Annotated in this window: 24 protein-coding genes; 2 read left to right on the top strand and 22 right to left on the bottom strand. The window is 38.0% G+C overall.

Annotation, left to right across the window (positions count from 1 at the left end; translation table 11 throughout):
• Nucleotides 1–64 precede the first annotated feature (64 nt).
• The 15 genes from HCX62_RS02210 to HCX62_RS02140 are packed head-to-tail and all read right to left on the bottom strand — an operon-like array spanning nt 65 to nt 13603.
• Entirely contained in the window at nt 65–973 is a 909-nt protein-coding gene (locus HCX62_RS02210) for a chemotaxis protein (protein ID WP_003721810.1), read from the bottom strand.
• Nucleotides 974–985: 12 nt separating this feature from the next.
• Complete coding sequence (gene gmaR / locus HCX62_RS02205; RefSeq protein WP_185636861.1) at nt 986–2899, bottom strand: transcriptional anti-repressor GmaR; 1914 nt, start codon at nt 2897–2899, stop codon at nt 986–988.
• Between the two features lie 22 nt (nt 2900–2921).
• Nucleotides 2922–3422 (bottom strand): hypothetical protein, encoded by a 501-nt coding sequence (locus HCX62_RS02200; protein ID WP_185636860.1) that lies wholly within the window; start codon nt 3420–3422, stop codon nt 2922–2924.
• Between the two features lie 9 nt (nt 3423–3431).
• The gene (locus tag HCX62_RS02195; RefSeq protein WP_185636859.1) at nt 3432–4259 is read right to left on the bottom strand and encodes a flagellar motor protein MotB; all 828 of its coding nucleotides are present in this window, start codon (nt 4257–4259) and stop codon (nt 3432–3434) included.
• Nucleotides 4219–5070 (bottom strand): flagellar motor stator protein MotA, encoded by an 852-nt coding sequence (gene motA, locus HCX62_RS02190; protein ID WP_003730247.1) that lies wholly within the window; start codon nt 5068–5070, stop codon nt 4219–4221. Before motA ends, HCX62_RS02195 begins: the two co-directional genes overlap by 41 nt.
• A 26-nt stretch (nt 5071–5096) precedes the next feature.
• Nucleotides 5097–5432: a DUF3964 family protein gene (locus HCX62_RS02185; protein WP_008947110.1), complete on the bottom strand. Its 336-nt coding sequence runs from the start codon at nt 5430–5432 to the stop codon at nt 5097–5099.
• Between the two features lie 24 nt (nt 5433–5456).
• Nucleotides 5457–6245: a CheR family methyltransferase gene (locus tag HCX62_RS02180; protein ID WP_008947109.1), complete on the bottom strand. Its 789-nt coding sequence runs from the start codon at nt 6243–6245 to the stop codon at nt 5457–5459.
• Between the two features lie 28 nt (nt 6246–6273).
• Nucleotides 6274–7053 (bottom strand): flagellar basal-body rod protein FlgG, encoded by a 780-nt coding sequence (locus HCX62_RS02175; protein ID WP_185636858.1) that lies wholly within the window; start codon nt 7051–7053, stop codon nt 6274–6276.
• Nucleotides 7050–8273: a flagellar biosynthesis GTPase FlhF gene (flhF, locus tag HCX62_RS02170; RefSeq protein ID WP_185636857.1), complete on the bottom strand. Its 1224-nt coding sequence runs from the start codon at nt 8271–8273 to the stop codon at nt 7050–7052. Before flhF ends, HCX62_RS02175 begins: the two co-directional genes overlap by 4 nt.
• 21 nt (nt 8274–8294) lie before the next feature.
• Nucleotides 8295–10370 (bottom strand): flagellar biosynthesis protein FlhA, encoded by a 2076-nt coding sequence (locus HCX62_RS02165; protein WP_003721800.1) that lies wholly within the window; start codon nt 10368–10370, stop codon nt 8295–8297.
• 46 nt (nt 10371–10416) lie between these two features.
• Entirely contained in the window at nt 10417–11463 is a 1047-nt protein-coding gene (gene flhB, locus HCX62_RS02160) for a flagellar type III secretion system protein FlhB (RefSeq protein ID WP_185636856.1), read from the bottom strand.
• Between the two features lie 16 nt (nt 11464–11479).
• Entirely contained in the window at nt 11480–12241 is a 762-nt protein-coding gene (locus tag HCX62_RS02155; protein WP_008947104.1) for a flagellar biosynthetic protein FliR, read from the bottom strand.
• Between the two features lie 2 nt (nt 12242–12243).
• Nucleotides 12244–12516 carry a flagellar biosynthetic protein FliQ gene (locus HCX62_RS02150; RefSeq protein WP_003718817.1) on the bottom strand — a complete coding sequence of 91 codons (273 nt, stop codon included), beginning with the start codon at nt 12514–12516 and terminating at the stop codon, nt 12244–12246.
• Nucleotides 12517–12528: 12 nt separating this feature from the next.
• Nucleotides 12529–13296 carry a flagellar type III secretion system pore protein FliP gene (locus HCX62_RS02145; RefSeq protein ID WP_010989542.1) on the bottom strand — a complete coding sequence of 256 codons (768 nt, stop codon included), beginning with the start codon at nt 13294–13296 and terminating at the stop codon, nt 12529–12531.
• Nucleotides 13289–13603 (bottom strand): flagellar motor switch protein FliN, encoded by a 315-nt coding sequence (locus tag HCX62_RS02140; protein ID WP_185636855.1) that lies wholly within the window; start codon nt 13601–13603, stop codon nt 13289–13291. Before HCX62_RS02140 ends, HCX62_RS02145 begins: the two co-directional genes overlap by 8 nt.
• A gap of 371 nt (nt 13604–13974) precedes the next feature.
• Between HCX62_RS02140 and mogR the strand changes: the two genes are divergently transcribed.
• A complete protein-coding gene (mogR, locus tag HCX62_RS02135) occupies nt 13975–14895 on the top strand; it encodes a motility genes transcriptional repressor MogR (protein WP_185504390.1) in 921 nt (306 codons plus the stop codon).
• 18 nt (nt 14896–14913) lie between these two features.
• Complete coding sequence (locus tag HCX62_RS02130; protein ID WP_003721793.1) at nt 14914–15123, top strand: lmo0673 family protein; 210 nt, start codon at nt 14914–14916, stop codon at nt 15121–15123.
• Nucleotides 15124–15163: 40 nt separating this feature from the next.
• Here the strand turns inward: HCX62_RS02130 and HCX62_RS02125 are convergent, their stop codons facing one another.
• From HCX62_RS02125 to HCX62_RS02095, 7 genes are all read right to left on the bottom strand, one after another.
• Entirely contained in the window at nt 15164–15565 is a 402-nt protein-coding gene (locus tag HCX62_RS02125) for a DUF805 domain-containing protein (RefSeq protein ID WP_185636854.1), read from the bottom strand.
• Nucleotides 15566–15712: 147 nt separating this feature from the next.
• The gene (locus HCX62_RS02120) at nt 15713–16123 is read right to left on the bottom strand and encodes a DUF805 domain-containing protein (RefSeq protein WP_185636853.1); all 411 of its coding nucleotides are present in this window, start codon (nt 16121–16123) and stop codon (nt 15713–15715) included.
• Between the two features lie 262 nt (nt 16124–16385).
• The gene (locus HCX62_RS02115; protein ID WP_185636852.1) at nt 16386–17309 is read right to left on the bottom strand and encodes a hypothetical protein; all 924 of its coding nucleotides are present in this window, start codon (nt 17307–17309) and stop codon (nt 16386–16388) included.
• Nucleotides 17309–17821 (bottom strand): Panacea domain-containing protein, encoded by a 513-nt coding sequence (locus HCX62_RS02110; RefSeq protein ID WP_185636851.1) that lies wholly within the window; start codon nt 17819–17821, stop codon nt 17309–17311. The genes HCX62_RS02115 and HCX62_RS02110 overlap by 1 nt, the downstream gene beginning before the upstream one ends.
• A 450-nt stretch (nt 17822–18271) precedes the next feature.
• On the bottom strand, nt 18272–18637 hold the full coding sequence (locus HCX62_RS02105) for a hypothetical protein (protein WP_185636850.1): 366 nt from the start codon (nt 18635–18637) through the stop codon (nt 18272–18274).
• Between the two features lie 788 nt (nt 18638–19425).
• Entirely contained in the window at nt 19426–20196 is a 771-nt protein-coding gene (locus HCX62_RS02100; protein ID WP_185503182.1) for an ABC transporter permease, read from the bottom strand.
• Nucleotides 20189–21124 carry an ABC transporter ATP-binding protein gene (locus tag HCX62_RS02095; protein WP_185529668.1) on the bottom strand — a complete coding sequence of 312 codons (936 nt, stop codon included), beginning with the start codon at nt 21122–21124 and terminating at the stop codon, nt 20189–20191. The genes HCX62_RS02100 and HCX62_RS02095 overlap by 8 nt, the downstream gene beginning before the upstream one ends.
• Between the last annotated feature and the right edge of the window lie 105 nt (nt 21125–21229).

Below are 21229 nucleotides of genomic sequence, written 5' to 3'. Positions count from 1 at the left end.
AAATTATTTTTTTAAATAAAATAAAGAAGTGTTTGAACAGAAAATTTTGTCCAAACACTTCTTTTTATAAAACTAGCTCATCTAAAATATTAATCAGTTGGTGAATATTGGGTTTACTTACTTGCGCATCGGCACCAACACCTGCACCTTTGTGTTCTAGATCTTCGGTAATAAGTGATGAGAAAATAACAACTGGCAATTCGCGGCCAATTTCATCTTCTTTAATTACTTTTGTTAAATGGTGTCCGTCCATTTGAGGCATTTCGATATCCGTGATTAACAAGTTAACATTTTCAAAAGTTTGCTCTTTTTGTTCTTTGAGTAATTTGAAAATATGTTCTTGGGCTTCGCGGCCGTTAGCAAAGAATTGTAGATTTGTGTAACCCGCCTCATGAAGCGTATCTTCAAGCAGTTGACGCAGCATTTGTGAGTCTTCGGCAATAAAGATAGTCTTCTCTTCACGGTTTACTTTTCGTGCTATACGGTCTTCGCCAGTCACAGCAAAATCGGCATTTCCGCTGATTTCATAAATGATTTTTTCATAATCAAGCAATAGCACTAGATTGCCGTCTAGTTTCACGATACCAACTGCTAATTCTTCCAAACCAATCGATAGTTTTTCTGGTTCTTCAATTTGTTCCCATGAAATACGTTGGATACGATGAACCTCGTCGACACGGAAAACAATTTTCATTTGGTTTAGTTCTGTGATAATGAATTTCGTGTTTTCTGGTTCGATTTCGGGTAATTTCATCACACGAGCAAGGTTCACGACTGGCATGATTTCACCGCGCACTTGGGAAACACCTTCAATTGCCGGGTTCGAATCTGGTACAGGCGTTACTTCAAGCGGATGAATAATTTCTTTCACTTTTAAAACGTTAATACAAAATAAGTTTTCGCCAACGGTAAATGTAACAATTTCTAATTCATTTGTTCCACTTTGTAGTAAAATTCCTTTTTCTTCTGTCATATTACTGGCCTCCTATCGATTGTTTGTAACAGTGTCTTGAAGCATGCTAACTTCATCCAAAAGCTTTGCTAAATAGCGGTTATTCGGGAATTCGTCCATTGCTTCGCTAATCCGATTCGCACGGTTTTCGGTATCAATTTTGATTGCCCAAAGGTAAAAACGGAAATCGGTACTAAAATTATCGATGCCTCGTTCTGCAATCGCAAGTGCTTCATCCAGTACATCAGCGTCTACTAAGTAATTGATGAGGTTGATGTAGCCTTGTTTTGTCACTTCGTCTGCGTCGACGATATTGTAAAAATCAAGCGCGATATCCGCAAAATCATATTGGAAAAACAAGTCCGCAATATGGCTATTAATGCTATCATGGTAAACGTTTCGAAGTGCCAATAAGTAATCAGCAAACTCACCTTTTCCAAGTGCAATTGCCCGTTCTAACACAAACAAATAGCGTTTTTTGCTAATTCTCGGACCGTTTTCAAAAATAAAATCGTAAATATCGCCAACATCACTATTTTTCATGACGTTTTCGATTGGTAATTGCGGGTTTTCATAGTGCCACAAACATAAGTCAGCTGCATCAATCAGCTCTTCTTTAATACCGAATAAAATAGCGGATTCGCTAATTACCGGGAAGACGTTACGGATTGTTGCGATTTTCACTTCGGTTGCTTCTGCGATTGGCGGGTATACATCGGTTAGCGATTGAACGATGAGTTCAGATAGTTCCGCATAACCTTGTTGGGTTGTCATCGAAAGTAAACGCAAGCCCGTTTCAGTGCTAGCAATAAAGTTATGACGTTCTATAAACGCGAAAATTTCTTTTGGTTGATGGAATTTGCTAAGTAGCATAATCATTTGGAACATCACACCATAATCAGAACTATTTTCCGCATAGGCTTTAGAAAAATGAGTCATCGCGCGCGTATAATCTTTTTCTTCTAAGTAAATCGTTCCAAGCATTTTGTGTGGCATGAAGTTTGTTGCTTCGTACAACACGATTGGTTGGTAGTCAATTGCAGTATTTTCTAGCAAACTTTGGTAGATTTCTTTGGCGTCTTCGAGTTGGTGGTTCACATATAAAATATTGGCTTTTTTAAGTGGGAATTCTGGTACGTTTGGCCAAATGACTCTTGCTTCTTCAATAATTGCTAAACTTTCGTCGTAGCGTTTTTCTTGCTCTAGTAGTTCGGAAATATGATAAGCGCTTAGTTTCGCCCAAATGTAGTGATTGTGATCGCGCAATCGGAATGCTTCTGAGAATTCTTTCAGCGCTTCTTTTTTATTACCAAGTCGATTCATTTCTTGCCCGATATTAAAATGAACAAATCCGCTATTTTTATTATTTTTAACTTCTTTTTCTAATAAACGTAAATTACGACCTGATTTACCTTGTTTTTCAACAATTTCCGACATATAGCCATAATGATAAATCTTCACTTCAGCAAAACCAGCTGCAATCGGACGTTTGTTGATTGCTTCCAGTTGTTCATGGATCACGCCGCGGAAGCAAATTGTGCCGTCATTTTTATAAACCCGCGCCATTTGGTTCGTTGTTGTCACTCGCCCTTTTTCCCCTGTAAAGCTAATGATTTGCGCCATTTGAATTGGTTCGACTGGTGATTTTAATTGTTTTTCTAATTTGCAATAACTTTCTTCTTCCAAACATTCGTCTGCATCAATGGCTAAAATCCATTTTCCCGTTGCATGTTTGGCTGCAAAGTTTCTTGCATCAGAAAAGTTGCCTGTCCATTCAAAGTCATAGACAAAATCAGTGAATTCTTGTGCGATTTCCTTGGTTTCGTCAGTGGAACCTGTATCTACAATAATGATTTCTTCCGTAAATTTTCTAAAAGACGCTAAACTTTGTCTTAAAATATGTGCTTCATTTTTGACTATCATACAAATCGAAATTAACGGCCGCATGAATCTTCCCTCTTTCTATCAATTAATTCACTAATTTTATTTTATCGCTGCTCGCTCGGTGCAGTAGATGCTTCTTCGCTTTTGGCAAATCATAAATCATACTTTGCACATCGAGCGCTTTCGCAACATCGACTGGTATCACATCAGTCGGCTTATCCCCGTTATAAAAACAACAAACCAAATCCATTTTACTAACAATTTGTGCTAAGAATTTCTCATAAGTCGGCTTGGCAATTACCGTATCAAAATACCCAAATGATTGATAGCTACTTCCTAAGCGTTCCAAGTAGTCTATCGCGGATAAAAACGGCTCTGGCAAACATTCTTTCGGTGCAAAAGTGTAAATCGACAAGCGTGGAGCTAAATGCTCTTTTTTTAGAAAAAATTGTAATACTTCATTTTCAATCGACTTATAACAAAGCAAGTGAATGTGGTTCACTGGTGCAAATTTTTCGAGATATGCTTGTATTTCTTGTTTGTCATAATCGGTTAATGTATGCGAACCACTTAAAAAAAGTTGCAATCAACTCACCTACTCATCTTCATCAAGCGTATCGCGATTAATCGGGCGCACCATGATTTCTACACGCCGATTTTTTTCGCGATTTGCTGCGATATCATTTTTGGCGACGGGTCTGAATTCGCCGTAGCCACGAGCACTAAACTCGCCGGGGTTTACTTCACTATTTTCTTGAATGATTGCTTCCATGAAATTAACGGCACGGGCGACACTTAGTTCCCAGTTGGAAGAATAAATCGATGTACTTATCGGCACATTATCCGTATGTCCAGAAACAATCCCTTCCATCGTTCCCTTACCTTGCGCAAAAAGTTCGCCGATTTCTTTGGCTATTTCGCGTTTCCCAGCTGATAATTCTGCACTACCCGACTGGAATAAAATATCATCGCGGATAGTAATCAATAGCCCTTCATCCGAGTATTTCGTCGTCATTTTCGTTCCCAAATTTTCTGCCGTTATATAGCTATCAATTTGTTTTTTAAAGGCTTCAATCTTTTCTTCATTTTGCTTTTTAAGTAAGGCTGCTGCTGCTTTTTTGGCTTTCTCTTGTTCGTTTGCTTCTTTCTTTTTATCTTGCTCTTCCATCGCCTTCAAGACTGCATTCACATTTGGATCATCTGGTCCTTTTTCTTTTGATACATATGCTTGGTTGCCTGCCGCGCCTTCCTCCACAATTTTCTTAAACGCATTTCCCATTTGTTCGAATTTTTTTGCATCAACTGAACTGGAGGCAAACAGAACGATAAATAGAGCAAGTAAAAGTGTCAGCAAATCACTATATGGAATTAGCCACGTTTCATCAACGTGTTCCTCCTGCGGTTTCTTGCGACGCTTGGCCACGCTCAATTTCCTCCACTTCTCTCGTTTTCTTCCCTTTTCCATTTCGCAGCACATCTTTCTCTTTTGGACTTAAAAAAGATAATAAACGTTCTTCCACAACACGTGGTGCATTTCGCTCTTGAAGCGCGACGACTCCCTCAATCATCATATATCTCAAATGCACTTCTTTTTGTGATTTCACTTTTAATTTATTGGCAAATGGTGTCCAAAGCACGTAACCGGTGAAAATACCGAAAATGGTACAAACAAACGCCGCGGCTATCGCTTCGCTGAGTTTGTCCGGGTTCGACATTTCGCCCATTGCATGAATGAGTCCCATCGCTGCTCCAAGTACACCGAGCGTCGGCGCATATGCTCCGGCTGATGCGAAAATCTTGGCATAAGCAGCATGACGTTCTTCCATGCTCGCTACTTCTTCTTCCAAAACGTCCCGTAAAAATTCTGGGGAAGATTGACCATCTACAACTAAGCGCATGCCTCGTTTCATAAATGGATCTTCAATTTCATCGACAGAATCTTCCAGCGCCAGTACCCCGCTACGCCTAATTTCATCTGCATATTCTTTGTATTGCACGAGTACATCCACTTTGTCCGGCATCTTCTCTTTTGTGAAAAGAATTTTGAATAGTTTCGGTACTACTTTTACATCACTCCATGGGTGCGCCATCATAACAGCCGTAATTGTCCCAAGAATGATAACAATTAATGCTTCAGCGCTAAATAACATCGCCAGTGATATATTTTGAATCATGAATGAACCCGCAATGACTATCACTGCCAAAACAAGCCCTACAATCGTTGTTATTTCCACGTTACTTCATCTCCCACCTACTTATTTCAGCGCACTAATTCCACTTCATTTAACCAAAAAGCAACTAACTCGTTTTCCATTTCTGGTAAATGAACGAAAAACGCTTTGGCATCCGCTTCACTGGCAAAGGCTTGCGAGCGGTAGTTATCTTCATCGACACCTTTTAAAGCGAGAAAATAAAATGACTCGAGCCGACCTAAAATGACTTCTTTATCCCCGATTTGATAGCCCACTGTTTGTCTAATTTCAAATTCATTTGGTAAAAAAAGTTGTTCTTTCTTTTCAAGCATGAGGATTTGTTCTGCTAGTCCAGGTTTATCCTCAAAAAACGCTAAATTTTTAATGTTTTCCATTCGTCCCATCTAACCAACTCCATTCCATTTTTGCTAGGTTTTTATGTAGAAAAAATTATTTAATGTGGCCAGCCCGTAATCAGCTGGGTTCAAAATCTGCTCTGATCCGCCGATGAAAAGAACCCCGCCACGTCTTAGTGAATCTGCAAATTTTTGGTAAGCTTGATGCTTTCCTTCTGCCGTGAAATAAATCAACACATTGCGACAGACAATTAAATCAAAGCCTTTTTCGTAGTAATCGGTCAACAAATCGTGACGTCTAAAACGAATCGCCTTCCGATATGCCGGTAAAATCTGATATGTATCCCCTTTTTCGGTGAATGCCGTTTGTCGCTCTTGTTCGCTTAGTTCTTCCATTTGACGACTTTGATATTCCCCGATGACCGCGCGTTTTAAAATAGCTGGTTCAAGATCCGTTGCTAAAATATCATAATGTCTTGTCCCGACTGAACGTTCCATCATGATTGCCAGCGAATACGGCTCCTCCCCCGATGAACAAGCCGCACTCCAAACCCGGAGCTTCCCGCGACTATCTTCAAGCAGTCTTGGAATCACTTGTTTTTCCAACGCATCCCAGCGATTGCGATTACGGAAAAACGACGACACATTGATGGTAATCAAACTAATAAACTCATCCAACAGCACGGCATCTTTTTTGAGATGTTTGAAAAATTCTCCAAAAGTAATATATTTCTTCTTCACAATAAAAGACAAAATCCGCCGTTTCATTTGCGTTTCTTTGTAGAGCGCTAAATCTAACCCTAAGTCCCTTTTGACGACACGAGTAAAGTAAAGATAATCCTTTTCCAAATCTGGAATCATTCTTTTTCCCCTCCCCTTAGCTAGGTCGTTACTGACGAATTAATCCGCTTGCTTCTTTGTCGTACACTTTATCAAACATATTGACGACATTTTTCGAAGCTTGTACCATACGCTGGTTATCCATGAGTTGTACCATTTCAACGCCTAAATCAACATTCGACGTTTCGATAACACCATTTTGGATAATCCCTTGTCCAGCTGGCAAATTCATTGTGTTTACGCCATTTACATGCAGTCGTCCTTCACCGTCTTTCACCAAACTATCCGCTTGATCGGCGGAAACAAATTTCGTTCCAAGCCTTCCGAGGTATTGATTGGTTTCCGCATTGTATAAATCGCCATTTGCTTCGGCACGAATCGATGTTTTTTGCCCCACCTGAATCGCTTCCCCAGTCGCACTGAGTAAATTGGCACCATCTGCTGTCCGCAGAAAACCGAACTGGTCGGAATGAAACTGGCCACCACGTGAAAGCGAAATTTCGCCATTTTTAGCTGTGATAAAAAAATTGCTTCCTAGTGTCGGGTTGGTATCTTGCATAAAGAAATCTCGGTCGCGGTTTGTAATGTAACTCGAACCAGCTGTTAAATTAATATGCGTTGCTGCAGGTCGAACCCCGTAATCAATCGTCCCAACTTGCCTTGCAACAGGTCCGTTTTGATAGTTCACCTTGTTTCTGGAAATCACTTCACTCGTAAGCTGATCAAATTTGAAACCCGGCGTCTGCGCATTGGCCACGTTATTCGAATGCACTTGAATATGTTGCATATAGTTCATCATCCCAGCTGCCCCAATATATAATCCCTTCATTCCAGCACCTGCCTCCTATCCGTCCCAACAAACCGCTCCGCTAACCAACGACTTTTTGGTCTGAAAATATTTTCCGTAATATTTTGCCCGTCCGTCATGTATAACACTGGCAAATTCGTTTCTTGCATCACGGTGTATAAATCACCAATTCGAGTCGTTTCATCCATTTTTGTAATAATAAAACCGTCGATTGGAATTTCTGCTAATTTTGGTAAAATCGTCATCACATCAGCGCTTTTCATTCCTGATGAGAACGTAAAACAAGTTAAATCTGGATGCACCACATCGGTGTACGCGGCAATCTCATTCACTGATTCTTCGGCTAAATAATTTCTACCAACCGTATCAATCAAAATGTGATCAACGCCGCTAACATAAGTCATGTACTGCACGGCTTCCTCTAGTTCCGCTGGGCTAGTCGCAACAATAAGCTCCACTTCAAGTTTATCCGCGTAGCCTTGGAACTGCTCAACCGCCCCCGACCGGAAAGTATCCGTTGTAATAAAGCCCACTGTATGATTTTGTTTTAAAAGCTGCCAACCAAGTTTCACAAGCGTCGTCGTTTTCCCAACACCCGTTTGCCCAATCAACGAAATAATCCGGTGATTGCTTAAATCAAACGAATCTTCCACCGCCAATTTTCCTGATAAATACGGGACAAACCAATCCGCAATATCGTCCAAATGCGCTGTTTCCACTTGCTTAAACTGCTTCCGCCCCGCCTGCATAAAGTCCGCCACGTAAGTATCACTAATCCCGCGGCTCTTCAAAAATTTCACGAAATCACTGTTTTGCTCACGTTCGGCGCGCATTTTCACAGCCAGCTCACGGTTTAAAGCCGCCAGTTCCAGACGCATCGTCGATAGTTCTTCTTCCTGTGTTTTTCGTTCTTCGAGAAGCGGTGTTGATTGCGCCAGTTCCGCCCCAGCAGCAAGCATTTCGAGTAATTTTTCTTTTTTTAATAAGTCGTCTGTTTTCGGCCTGTTTTTGACAACTGATTTTTGGAAGGTTTCTTGGAAGTCCATTCGTCCATCCGCAATCGCCACTTCACTCATAATGACCGCCGTCACTTCATACTGTTTCTTAAAAATTCCAAGCTTTGTGACACGTTCATCCGTAATTTTATATGGCTCATTCGTTACTAATTGAATTTTTTTATGTATTTCACGTTTCGAATTTCCCTTAAAAATTTCCATCTTTTCTACTAAATGTTTTCCCATTGCTACGGATTACCTCCCTCATCAAGTTGGTTCAATCAGTGCGATTTGCTCCACTTCTGTTTCCGGCGACAGTTCGCTAATGGATAGCACCGGCACATCCAATTGATATCTTTCTAAAACTCGTACAAAGCCAAAACGAAAATCTTTCCGCCTTGTTAAAATGACGGGTTCGCGCCCAGTAAGTTGCGCTTTATTCACGGTATCCCTTACTTTTTGAATGATTGGCAGTTCCTTATCGAGCGCCCAGTTCAGCGCGTAGCCATAATACGGCGTGTTGACAATTTCCGTATCCATTTCAATCGAATCCTGTAAAAGTAGCGCGTAAATTTTGCCGTCTTGGTTTTTCGCTTGTTCACAAATGACTTTCGAAATCCGCTCCCTAACAAACGCCGTAATCCCGTCAAGGTCATTTGGATAAATCGTTTGTCCATCGATAATCCCTTCGACAATCGTTGGCAAATCACGAACCGAAATCCCTTCTTTCAAAAGCTGTCTTAGCACTCCTTGAATGAGCGAATAATCGATTTCCTTTTTCTTAATTTCATCAATCAAAATTTGGTTTTCATCGGCAAGCCCGTCAATTAAATCTTTAATTTGTTGACGCATCAGGAGTTCATGCAAGTTCTTCCTAAGCACAACATCCAAATGCGTAATTAAAATACTCAGCGGCTCAAGCACCTGATAGTTCTTCATTTGCGCATCTTCTAGCTCGCCCGGCAAAATCCAATAACCATCTTCCCCGAAAATTGGATCCTTGGTAGGTTCAGCATCAAGATCCATCATCACACCCGGTGTTTTCAAAGCCAGTAAATGGCCTGCTTTTAAAACACCACTCGCAACCGCTACGCCTTTCACTTTAATTTCATACTTCCCGCGCGGCTGAAAACTCGTATTATCTTTAAAATTAATCCCCGGAACCCCAATACCTAAATCTTGTAAAATCGATTTCCGCATTAAGACAACTTTATCCTTCGCCGTTTCACCGTTCATCTTTTGCTTCACGAGTGCGGCAATGTTTAAACCAAGTTCGACCACAACCGGAAATTTCTCTCGTGCCGCGCCAAATGCTTGATTATGCTCCGCTTCCGCCGAATTTGTTTCTGATTGAATCAGTTCCATTTCTTTTTCCAGTTCCAACTGCTCTTTTTTCTTTAAATTGAATTGTGTACGATAGCCAATAATTCCAAGCACTACGCCAATCCCGACAAACGGAATCGTTGGCAGCGGGCTAAATACTCCCATTAAAATAAACATCGCAGCGAGCGTATAAACGACCACCGAGTTTTGCATTAATTCTTTGAAAATCCCGACCGCAACGTTATCATCCGAACCATCAAATACCCGGGTAACAATAACCCCAGCAGACATCGCCATTAAAAGCGAACCAATTTGGCTCACGATGCCATCCCCAATAGTTAACTCCGTATATTTCACCGCGGCTTCCCCGAACGAAAGCCCTCCTTGAACCATTCCGACAATTAAACCAAAAACGATATTAACAACAGCGAGCAAAACGGTAAAAAGAACGTCCCCTTTTACAAATTTCCCAGCTCCGTCCATTGCACCGTAAAATTCGGTCTCCATATTCAAGTACGCACGTTTTTCTTTGGCTTCCGGCTCTGTAATCAAGCGCTGATTCAGATCCGCATCAATCGCCATTTGTTTACCAGGAAGCGCATCAAGCGTAAATCTCGCCGCCACCTCGGCCGTCCGAGAAGAACCATTTGCCACAATAAACTGAAAGACAATTAAAATGATAAAAATTACAATCCCGACAACAAAATTACTACCAATTACAAAGTTCCCGAATTGCTTAATTACTTGCCCCGGATCCCCCGTCGTTAAAATCGCCCGCGTCGTCGAAATATTGATAGAAACACGAAATATCCCCATCAAAAGCAGTAAAGAAGGAAATGACTTTAATTCATTCCAATCTTTAATTGATGTGGCACGCATGTAAACTAATACTGAGAACGCCAAGATCGTCACAAGCACTAAATCCAACACAAATGGAGGTAATGGCACAATAAGTGCAATAACAAACGAGACCGCAATCAAGATAGCAAAATATTTTTTTATAGCACCTAAATTCCCCATTTTGAAACCTGCCTTTTCTAAATTTAGAAAGGTCGCTCATATGTTGTTAGAACTTGATTTTGTCTGCGTCCATCAATTCTTTCATCACTTCAATAACGTCTTTATATAAATCTTCCTGTATGTATTCATCTGGATTGGTCGTATAGTAAATACTCCGCGCCAGCTGTCTATTCGTAATCATCGGCACCCCGTCCGTATCCGCCACCTGACGAATAAAAAGTGCCAGCTCATCTTCCCCTTTAACGAGCAATTTCGGCGCATGATCTTTCGTTTTGTCATAACGCATCACAACCGAGATATGCGTTGGATTATTAACAACAAACGTCGCATCCGCCATTTTTTTCGTAATCGAACCTTGGAGAAGTCCACGCGCAATGCTTCTTTGGCGCTGTTTGACTTCCGGTCGCCCTTCCGAATCCTTCATCTCGTCTTTAATTTCTTGCTTCGACATCCGCAGCCCTTTTTTATAATCGTAGCGCTGGTAAAAGAAGTCGAGCAGCCCAATTACTGCGATAACGAGGAAAAGCGCCAGAAATTCATTTTTAAATAACGCGAAAATTTGTCCGAGTGAGTAAAGCCAATTTTGCCCAGTGTAACTAATGAGCGTATCTAAGTGATCCCGAAAGCCGATATAAGCCACGTAAGAAAGCAGCGTAATCAACAGTAACGCTTTCACAACCTCGACAAGCCCCTTCACACTAAACACTCGCTTAAAGTAGTTCGCTGGATTCAGCCGTTTAAACTGGGGCTTCACTGCTTTCGCGGAAAACAAAATCCCGACTTGCACCCCGTAGTTCATCAAACCGAAAATCACGACCATAATCATAACTGGCAGTAGCACTCTGCCAAATTCCATTAAGTAAAACAAACTATAACTTTCCATGTTTGCAAGCTTAGGCGGCTGTTTCAAAAGAGCAACAAATGCTTGAATCGTGTTTTTAATAAACATCTCTCCAAAAAAATAAAGAAGCCCAGCTACAATCAGCAGTGAAAAAGCATTATTCAATTCTTTACTTTTCGCCACATTACCTTCATTTCGAGCTTTCTTAATGCGGCGCGGCGTTGCTTTTTCCGTTTTATTATCCTTTGCCAAGCTTTTGTTCTCCTCCCTATTTTTTCAGTAAATAATCAAAAAACGACACATATTGTTGAATCATCTCATCTGTCAAATTTTTAAAAACTGTACTCAAGATAGGAACCGCGCACGCAAGGATGAAAATCCCAAACGTAATTTTTATAATAAACGCATTCATAAAAATGTTAATTTGCGGCGCGCTCTTAGAGATAAAAGCAAGAATGATATTAACGATAAAAATGCTACCCATAATCGGAAGCGCAATCGACACCGCCGAAGCAAGCGCAAAACCAAGCGTCCCGAGCAATAAATCTATAAACCCTTTTTCAAATAAAATCGAAACCGAAGCCGTAAATTCAAACGATTTCATTAAGTAATAAATTAAGTAATCCATTCCTTGCAGTGACAAGAATATCACTACAAAAAAAGTATCTAAAATCGCAGCCGTAATCGAGTTTTGCGTCCCATAAGACGGATCAATCAAGTTCACCTGCGAAAATCCTAAATCATAATCAATCATAAAACCAGCCATTTTCGGAATGACCGCAATCATTTCCACCAGTTTCGCCAGCGCTAGCCCAAATACCACCTCAGATGTGACCCGGAGCAGCAAATCAGGCAGCGTCGTAATACCCGAAACATCCACCCACGTTGCAACCGGAATAGATATCGCCATCCCAAACACCACTTTGACACTGTTCGGAATGTTGCGCCCTTTTAAAAGTGGAAAGAAAAATAAAAAACTGGCAACTCGGCTGAAAACAATCACTACAGCAAGAAAAAATTCAAACTCCATGTTTACACCCTAATCATCAGGGGTAATTTGGAAAAGATTCCTACAAATAAATCCGTCATGTGTTCAAACATCCACGGTCCAAGAATAAAGAGCGCCACTACGAAAGCAATAATCTTCGGCAAAAACGTCAGCGATTGGTCTTGAATCTGCATCATCGCCATCAAAATCGCAACCACAATTACGACCACGATACAAATGAGCGATACCGGCAAAATTAGCGCCAGCCCACTATAGAAAAAATCTTGAAAAATTTGCGTAATCGGCGTTAAATTCATTTTGCTACTCCCTTAAAAGTGAATTGTTTGAAAAATCATGTTGGTAATCAGTCCGTACCCGCCAATGAAAATAAAAACAAGAATCTTAAATGGTAAGCTAATGGTCATCGGCGGCACCATCATCATCCCAAGATACATCAGTAACGTACTAACAATTAAATCTATAAAAATAAACGCCAAGTATATAAACATCCCAGTTAAAAATCCTTGGGTAATCTGTGTCAAAATAAAAGCAGGCATTAAAGCCATAAGCGGTGCATCTTCTTTTTTTGTAACCGGATCTTCTCCTTCTGCTTTTAACATCATGTTAATATCATGCTTATATGTATTTTCCGCAACATATTTTGTCAGAAGCGGCTGCGTTTCGTCCCAAACTTTCGACGCGCTCCACTCTTCTTTTTGCGAAGGTTTATACACATCGTCATACCAAGCAGTAATCAGCGGCTGCATCATAAACAAAGATAAGAACAACGCCAGTCCAACAAGCACTTGGTTGGGCGGTAAGTTCGTCGCGCCAAGTCCTTGCCTCGTTAATCCAAGGACGATAATACAGTAGGTAAAGTGTGTGAACATTAATACAATCGATGCAGACAAAGAAAGAACCGTAACTAGTACAAACAGCGCCACACTAGAATTAACCCCGTCCGTTCCATTTACACCAAGCGAATCCATCCAACTCTCGGCATGCACATTCACACCCGGCCAAAAAACAACCAACGAAATTGCAAAAATAACAATAAAAGATACTTGAAATACTCGTCTAGAAGTTATTTTACGCATTTTCCTTAGTCTCCTCTTTCAAAAGTAATTCTCGGAAAAGTTTTTCATTTTGGTCATTTTTTCCTTTTAATGACACCGTTCGAATATCATTATTAGAAATAATCGCCAGCACCTTTTCCCCATCTGCCTCCAGAAGAACTGCACGTAACTGATGAGAGATTAAAAGAGTGTCTTTCAACTTTATAAGATCATTTTCGCTTTTTCTCGTGCGATTCGCTTGCTTGTTTTTCTTAACTAAAAAATAAGAAATTCCCGCAAGTACTACCAAAAGTACAATAATTTTTAAAAGTGACAAAAAATATTCCATTCAAGTAAGGTAAATTCACCTTTCACTCCCTTCATCAGATTACAAAAATAAATCATTTTTTCAAAATATATATCAATAAAGTGTTTTTTGTAACTGCAATATAAAATTTTACACCAATTCCAGAAAAAATCTATACTTTTTTTAAAAAATGAAATTGTGTGTAAAAATAAAAAAACAGCCAGTGTAACAGCTGTATCAAAGGAAAACTTCTCATTATTCGATTTATATTTTTCTATTTAACTCAAAAAAAGGTTCTTCATACCCAATCCTTTTGACCTACTCGCGTTCCCTTTACACAACTAACATATATTGTTATTATAAAAATAAACAGAAAATCAATAATACTATAGGATAGAGAGGTATGTGATTGTATGCCTAAATCAGAAATAAGAAAATTACTTCAAGAAATCAAAAAACAAGTAGATAATCCGGGGAATTCATCTACTACTGAAATTAAAAAAATGGCTTCAGAAGCTGGCATTGACGAACAAACTGCCGAAGAAATCTACCATTTACTCACTGAATTTTATCAAGCCGTTGAAGAACACGGTGGAATCGAAAAATATATGCATTCCAACATTAGTTGGTTAAAAATCGAATTAGAACTACTTTCCGCATGTTACCAAATTGCTATTTTAGAAGATATGAAAGTCCTTGATATCTCTGAAATGCTCAGCCTAAACGATTTGCGGATCTTTCCAAAAACACCAAGCCAGCTACAAAACACTTACTACAAACTAAAAAAAGAGCTTATCCAAGTAGAAGATATTCCTAAAAACAAGCCAGGCCGAAAAAGAAAAACACAAAAGAATACGAAAAAAGAAAAAACCAACATTTTCGGAAAAGTCGTACCAGCTGAATTCAAAGCACCAACATCCATCAAAGAACAAATCAGCTACGACAAATCACGCGAAAAAAACCTGGTGGATCTACTGTCCGGCGTTAAAAGCAACGTGCAACTTTTAAGCGAAAACCAAGGCGAAGAAAACAACGTATATGACTTACTCAAAAGCATTTACTCCCTGTCATCCCTTGCCGTCCAAAAAGAAGAACTCGACAAAAAATACCAAGATTTACAAACCAAATGCCAAGAACTGGAACAAGAAAATTCTTATTTAAAACAACAAAACGAAACAATGACAGACTCGTTCCATACACTCGTGTTACAAGTAGCTGATTTCGCTTACGCCAACGACTTAGACCAAATCCAAGCACTACCACTTTTCAGCCAGCAACTCGTAGTAACACTGAACCAACTTGGCGTATTCAAAGAAAACTATAAACAAATGTAATTTAGAAAGGGTGGCACGATGTATATCGAAATTTATACCGTAAATGGCGAATCTATTCGCCTTGACGACGACGCAAAAATCAACAACATCAGCATCCACGAATTATCTAAAGCAGATTTGAAAAACCTTTTTAACGAAAAATGCATCGAGTTAACAAAATACGACTTAACTTATTTTATTAATACCAACCAAGTGAATTGGTTTCTTGTGAGCGAAGGAATCCATTAAAAAAACGAGCTAGGAGATGATCCTAGCTCGTTTTTTCAATTTAAATATCCGATTTCTTATAGACATCTCCATATCGGTTTGGTCCATCACTTTCAAAACTCATAAATATAAAAATAATAATGGTACCAACGATTGGAATTAAACCAAGAAAAGCAAAATAACCACTTTTCCCAGTGTCATGTAAACGCCTTACAATTAGGCTAGTTAGTGGAACTATAGAGCCACACCAATACAAAAACCGTAAACCTCCAAAAAAGAGCGCAATCCCTCCACCAACTCCAAATAATATTTCTGAAACACCAAAAATTTTTGACATAACAAGCAGCGGCCCATTAATTATCATGTTCCAAACTATTACATACCAGAATGCAGAGCCTGGCGCGCGTCCATTAAAATTAGTATAATTCTTCCAAAATGACTTATAAGCTTCTAAAAATCCCATATTTCCTCCTGTGTAATAAAATTATGTTATTTTTCTAGAATATGCGACACCGCTAGCTTAAAACAAGCTTATCGTAGAAAGATTCATAAAATAAATATATACATTTTAAAAAATGAGCTAAGTGTTGACCTTAGCTCGTTTTTTTATTTAAATATCCGATTTCTCATAGACATCTCCATATCGGTTTGGTCCATCACTTTCAAAACTCATAAATATTAAAATAATAATGGAACCAACGACTGGAATTAAACCAAGGAAAATGAAAAAGCCACTTTTCCCTGTATCATGTAAACGTCTTACAACAAGGCTAAGTGTAGGTAATATAATAGCTGCTGAATACAACCACATCACAATTACAATAAAGATCGCAATAGCTCCACCAGCAAGGTTCCCTCCGTCTAGCATTATTGACACGTCAAAAATAGAAGCCAGTAAATAAAGACCCACACAAATCGCCATGTTCCAAACCCATACATACCAATAGGCCGAACCTGGCGCACGATCACTAAAATTGACATAATTCTTCCAAAATGACTTATAAGCTTCTAAAAACCCCATATTTCCTCCTATGTAAATAAATTTTGCCCTAGCTCTAAGAATATACATCGCTTTTACTTTATACAAGCTTATAATAGAAAGATTCATAAAATAGACACATTTCAAATCACAAGGAAAAACATGCCAATAGTCATAGGTCTTTAACTCTATTCTATCTTGAATTATTCCGCTCTTAAACATAAATCTTCACAAAAAAAATACTTCCAGCGGCTACTAAACCACTAAAAGTATAAAAAGAATGTTTAAAGTAAATGATTGAAACCTATGGTTTAAGCTTTTGGTTTACCCATTTATACAAACTCTTGGGGATTCGAAAAATAATGCATATAAAAGAAGCAAAAAACAGTACTGAAGCACCAATTATTATAATCGGTAAAATCGATAAATCCAATGCTTCAGATGGCATATTTCCGATAATCAAACTGCTAAAAAACACTAGCATTAACAAGCCAATAATCCAACAAAGCATCGGATGTCTCTCATAGATTGAATGGTTACATCTAAGTTTATCTTCACAACCACAGCTTCTTAGTGTACGATTAGTTAATTTAGAAATCCCTTGCATCAAGGTGAAAATAACTAAAGATAAGCCAGCTAACAATATTGAAGTAACAATAAGAATATTGGTTAATGCAACTTCGCCTTGGCCTAATGTTGATATAGAACTTGATAATGTATCAAAACCCCCGAACAAAGCAAAAATAAGCCCTGAAAATATCCCCAGAATCGCTACAAACTCTGTATACATCTGTCCTTTTGTCTTTGACACTTCTTTTAAAGTGTTTTTAGTCTCTTCAGTAAAAGTAGTAATTTCATCTTTAGATTCATAAATTTCCATTTGCAAACTGTCAATATTAGAACGAAAAAAATCTTTTTGAATCATAGCTAATTGAAAATGCCTTTCTATTTTAGGAGATATTTTTTGAATTTGTTCTTCTGTTAGTTTACTACTACCAATTTCAAACATTTTAGTAGTAATCAATTGCATATTCTCTTGAACTAATACTAAATCATCTTCATAAAAATAATTTTCAAAAACATATTTACTAATTTGACTATATGGTAAATGAGCTTCATGAAATTTATTAATTAAAATATCAGCTATAGGTTCTGCATGTTCCTTATTTAATTGGTAGCTAGCTATTAGTTTTACTATAGTAAAATCATCTAAACGTGTTGTCTTCATTAAACTAACTCCTTAGGATATTTTGAAAAAAATTCTCTAATTTCTTTGTTAGAATATTTGACAGCGATTTTTCCATCTTTTATCTTTTCTTCATCTTTTTTCCAGATTTCATGTTCATGGGTCATATTCACAAGTTCAAACGGATTAAATGGAGCGTATTTATCAATAACCATATTTAATACCTGTTTATCTTCTGGAGATATTTCTTCTAATATGATATTTTTAAATTTGAATTCACCTTTTTTATCAAAAATTATTTCTAATCTTTTTTCAGGAGAAATAATATTTTTTGCACCATAACTTTTATAGATATGATAAACTTCAGGAACTACTGGGCCCAGCTTCCATTTCTCAATAGTTTCTTGAAATAAGGAGCGATTTTTCGCAACTAAAAACTTTGCTTGGGCATAGTACAATAACTTTTGTAGCTTTAAATTATTAAGCTCATATTTTTTTTCTCTACAATAATCAATAATATAACCAGCTACACTATCTGCCAAATAAGCTTTCATCAATTACACCTCCTATCAATAATATATAGCATTTTTCACAAAATGTAAATTCCAGCTTACATAGTTAATAACACAGTAATTGTAATGATGTTATTTGTTTAAAATGTGTAAATAAATTAGAAACAATCATATATTATTTTTCAAAACTTCCCTTTAATTAATAATAAATCCAAACTTGTAACCTCTTATATTTTCTTTCAAACACTCAGTCTTTACAGACTAAAAAATACTCCTAGTGGCTGCAAACAAATTCTAAAAGTATAAAAGGAGTTTAAAGTATTTTTATTATTAGTTATTAGTAAATTTTTGCGATTAAGAGTACCTGCTAAAAAAATTGAGTGTCCTAGAAACCATGAAGTAATAAAATGTACTCTACTTTCTCAAAAATAAAATACGTGCTGTTAAACACACTTTTTAAATATTTCCCTTTAGTTAACATTCTTTCAGTTACTAACGCTTTTGGTTAGGCTGCTCCACGGCCTCTGATGCAATAAAATATTCGCCGTCCTCTTTAAACAAAATAGTTCTTGAAAACTCATTCTCATTTTTTGTTGCGTAAAGTTCTGTCCCTTCACTTAAATGATTAGAGGTGAAATTTTTATTCGGTATTCGGTAATGGCGAATTCTATGCTCTATCTCGCCAATCTTCTCTAAAGCATCTTCTTCCTTTGCAGGTTCATACGTTACTATATACAAAACGTCGTCAACTTGCATCATTCCTACAAGGTTATCTCTATATAACAGCCACTTTCCCCCGAAAACTACTACACAAAGAACTATTACTGACAATATTACTATCAACCATTTTTTCTTCATGCTATTAAGTCCCTTTTCATTTTATTTGTTACAGCTTCAGATACATGGGTACTCGAAGTTACTGCCAAAAACCCACCAAATAATGGTGCCATCATATCCTTTAAAACATACTTGTTCATAAGCGCATTTCTCTCCCTGTTGTATAATAATCTAGGTTTTAAAAAGAGTGTATCATAAAAAGCCAATGTATAACCAAAAATGTAATGAAATGGCCGATTCTTGTCGCGAATGAATAAAAGTAAAGCTAATTTAGTTTTATTCTTACACGATTTGCATGATATTGAGCTTTAAATAACGAAATCACATGCAAATTACAGCTATTATTCATAATTTATGCAAGGCTATTTTTAAATATCACAAAAAATACATATTCCCTATTAATATACGTTATTCATATATATAAATTCCCTTATTTATTTGATTAATTATCATTTCTTATTATTACTAAGTGAATAAAACAGTATAATTATTCACTAAACTACAGCTAAACCTAAATCAATTTCCCACAAAAAAATACTCCAAAGGGCTGCTACACAACCACAAAAGAGTATAAAAGGGAGTTTAAGGTAAGTAAGACAACCCACTACAAAAAAGGGAGAAAAAGTAATGGCATTGTCATTGCTTATGGTTATATAATACCCGTCTCACGCAATCCAAACCCTTTTTTAGTATTAAAATTAGATGACGAATTTAACTAAAATGCAACAGATATGAATAATTAAAACACATCCCTGATTTTTAGCTCAAAAAAAAGAGAACGGCAACCCGCTCTCCCTTCAAAATCTCTATTAACTTCTAAGCCCGCGACCTTTACTAATCAAATACCAACAAACCGAATAAAGCACGACGATAAATAACACAAGAATCGACAGCGAAATGGCTACTGGCACATCACTAACGCCTAGGAAACCGTAGCGGAATCCAGAAATCATATAGACAATCGGATTCACTTTAGAAATAGCTTGCCAAATTGGCGGTAGCATTGAAATCGCGTAAAATACGCCACCTAAATAGGTTAGCGGTTGTAACACAAAGGTTGGCACAATCGATACATCGTCAAATGATCTAGCGAAAATCCCGTTAATAAGTCCCGCGAGTGAAAATAAAATCGCCGTCATTAAAAAGGTAATAATCCCAATCGACCACGAGTGAATGTGTAACGGCACAAACACCATCGAAATAAGCGTAACAAGCGCGCCGACTAGAATACTTCTACCAATCCCGCCAATTAAAAAGCCCCAAATAATAATATGCGTTGGTACTGGCGCAACGAGAATTTCTTCAATATTCTTCTGAAACTTTTGCGAGAAAAACGAAGATGACACATTGGCATAAGAACTCGTAATAACGGACATCATAATCAGCCCGGGCACAATGTATTCCATATAGGAAAAGCCGTTCATATCGCCAATGCGGCTACCAATCATTTTCCCAAAAATAATAAAGTAAAGCGAAGTCGTGATTACTGGTGGCACTAACGTCTGAATCCAAATTCGCATATAACGATTCGTTTCTTTCGCCGCCAGACTTTTTAACGCTGTAAAATATAGATTAAACATGTTTCTCCCCCACTTGATGTTTTTCTTCTGTAATTTTCAAAAATAGTTCTTCCAGTCGATTAGATTTATTGCGCATCGAAAGCACTTTGATGCCGTGCTCGCTTAATTGTTCAAAAATATGATTAACCCCTTGATCACGTTCCACTTCTACTGACAAGGTTTGCTTATCTTCAAACACATGATTATAACCCGTAATTTCGAAAGCTTCTTCATACGGCTCTAAATCAAAAATAAATGTTTCGAATTGCAATTTAGCAAGCAATGATTTCATGCTGGTATTCTCAATCAACTCCCCAGATTGAATAATACCGATATTACGACAGAGCATCTCTGCTTCTTCTAAATAATGCGTCGTCAAAATAATCGTCGTACCACTTTCGTTCAACTCTCTTAAAAACGTCCACATCTCACGTCTAAGCTCAATATCCACCCCAGCAGTCGGTTCATCTAAAATGAGCAACTTAGGTTCGTGCATCAGAGCACGCGCAATCATCAAGCGGCGTTTCATCCCACCCGAGAGCATCCGCGCACGTTCATTACGTTTCTCCCATAAATTCGATTGTTTTAAATATTTTTCGCTACGTTTAAAAGCTTCCTTCCGAGAAACACCGTAGTATCCAGCTTGGTTAACAACGATTTGTTGAACCGTTTCGAATGGATTAAAATTGAATTCTTGCGGAACAAGACCGATTTGCTGTTTTGCCCGGACGATATCTGTATCAAGATCGTAACCAAACACGCTCACTTGACCAGATGTTTTATTTACAAGCGACGTGATAATCCCAATAGTCGTTGATTTCCCAGCGCCATTAGGACCAAGTAGCGCATAAAAATCCCCTTCTTCTACCGTCAAATCAACACCGCGTAATGCTTCGACTCCAGTGGAATAGATTTTTCTTAACCCTTTTATTTCAAGTGCATAAGTCATGTAATTGCTGTCTCCTTATAAATTGTCATTCCTTTATTTTATCACTTATTTGCCAATAAGAAAAAATAATCGTCTTTCCACATAACTTAGCGCGAAAAGACGATT

Origin of the sequence: Listeria swaminathanii (assembly GCF_014229645.1) — a bacterium.
Classification (GTDB): domain Bacteria; phylum Bacillota; class Bacilli; order Lactobacillales; family Listeriaceae; genus Listeria; species Listeria swaminathanii.
Note: the sequence above shows the minus strand (reverse complement) of the source record. Positions and strands in the feature narration are given on the sequence as shown.

Bases quoted from the DNA above. Each gene is read 5' to 3' on its own strand.
- HCX62_RS02210 (WP_003721810.1), bottom strand. From the start codon at position 973: ATGACAGAAGAAAAAGGAATTTTACTACAAAGTGGAACAAATGAATTA.
- gmaR (WP_185636861.1), bottom strand. From the start codon at position 2,899: ATGCGGCCGTTAATTTCGATTTGTATGATAGTCAAAAATGAAGCACAT.
- HCX62_RS02185 (WP_008947110.1), bottom strand. From the start codon at position 5,432: ATGGGACGAATGGAAAACATTAAAAATTTAGCGTTTTTTGAGGATAAA.
- HCX62_RS02180 (WP_008947109.1), bottom strand. From the start codon at position 6,245: ATGATTCCAGATTTGGAAAAGGATTATCTTTACTTTACTCGTGTCGTC.
- HCX62_RS02175 (WP_185636858.1), bottom strand. From the start codon at position 7,053: ATGAAGGGATTATATATTGGGGCAGCTGGGATGATGAACTATATGCAA.
- flhF (WP_185636857.1), bottom strand. From the start codon at position 8,273: ATGGGAAAACATTTAGTAGAAAAGATGGAAATTTTTAAGGGAAATTCG.
- HCX62_RS02165 (WP_003721800.1), bottom strand. From the start codon at position 10,370: ATGGGGAATTTAGGTGCTATAAAAAAATATTTTGCTATCTTGATTGCG.
- HCX62_RS02155 (WP_008947104.1), bottom strand. From the start codon at position 12,241: ATGGAGTTTGAATTTTTTCTTGCTGTAGTGATTGTTTTCAGCCGAGTT.
- HCX62_RS02150 (WP_003718817.1), bottom strand. From the start codon at position 12,516: ATGAATTTAACGCCGATTACGCAAATTTTTCAAGATTTTTTCTATAGT.
- HCX62_RS02145 (WP_010989542.1), bottom strand. From the start codon at position 13,296: ATGCGTAAAATAACTTCTAGACGAGTATTTCAAGTATCTTTTATTGTT.
- HCX62_RS02140 (WP_185636855.1), bottom strand. From the start codon at position 13,603: ATGGAATATTTTTTGTCACTTTTAAAAATTATTGTACTTTTGGTAGTA.
- mogR (WP_185504390.1), top strand. From the start codon at position 13,975: ATGCCTAAATCAGAAATAAGAAAATTACTTCAAGAAATCAAAAAACAA.
- HCX62_RS02130 (WP_003721793.1), top strand. From the start codon at position 14,914: ATGTATATCGAAATTTATACCGTAAATGGCGAATCTATTCGCCTTGAC.
- HCX62_RS02125 (WP_185636854.1), bottom strand. From the start codon at position 15,565: ATGGGATTTTTAGAAGCTTATAAGTCATTTTGGAAGAATTATACTAAT.
- HCX62_RS02120 (WP_185636853.1), bottom strand. From the start codon at position 16,123: ATGGGGTTTTTAGAAGCTTATAAGTCATTTTGGAAGAATTATGTCAAT.
- HCX62_RS02115 (WP_185636852.1), bottom strand. From the start codon at position 17,309: ATGAAGACAACACGTTTAGATGATTTTACTATAGTAAAACTAATAGCT.
- HCX62_RS02110 (WP_185636851.1), bottom strand. From the start codon at position 17,821: ATGAAAGCTTATTTGGCAGATAGTGTAGCTGGTTATATTATTGATTAT.
- HCX62_RS02105 (WP_185636850.1), bottom strand. From the start codon at position 18,637: ATGAAGAAAAAATGGTTGATAGTAATATTGTCAGTAATAGTTCTTTGT.
- HCX62_RS02100 (WP_185503182.1), bottom strand. From the start codon at position 20,196: ATGTTTAATCTATATTTTACAGCGTTAAAAAGTCTGGCGGCGAAAGAA.
- HCX62_RS02095 (WP_185529668.1), bottom strand. From the start codon at position 21,124: ATGACTTATGCACTTGAAATAAAAGGGTTAAGAAAAATCTATTCCACT.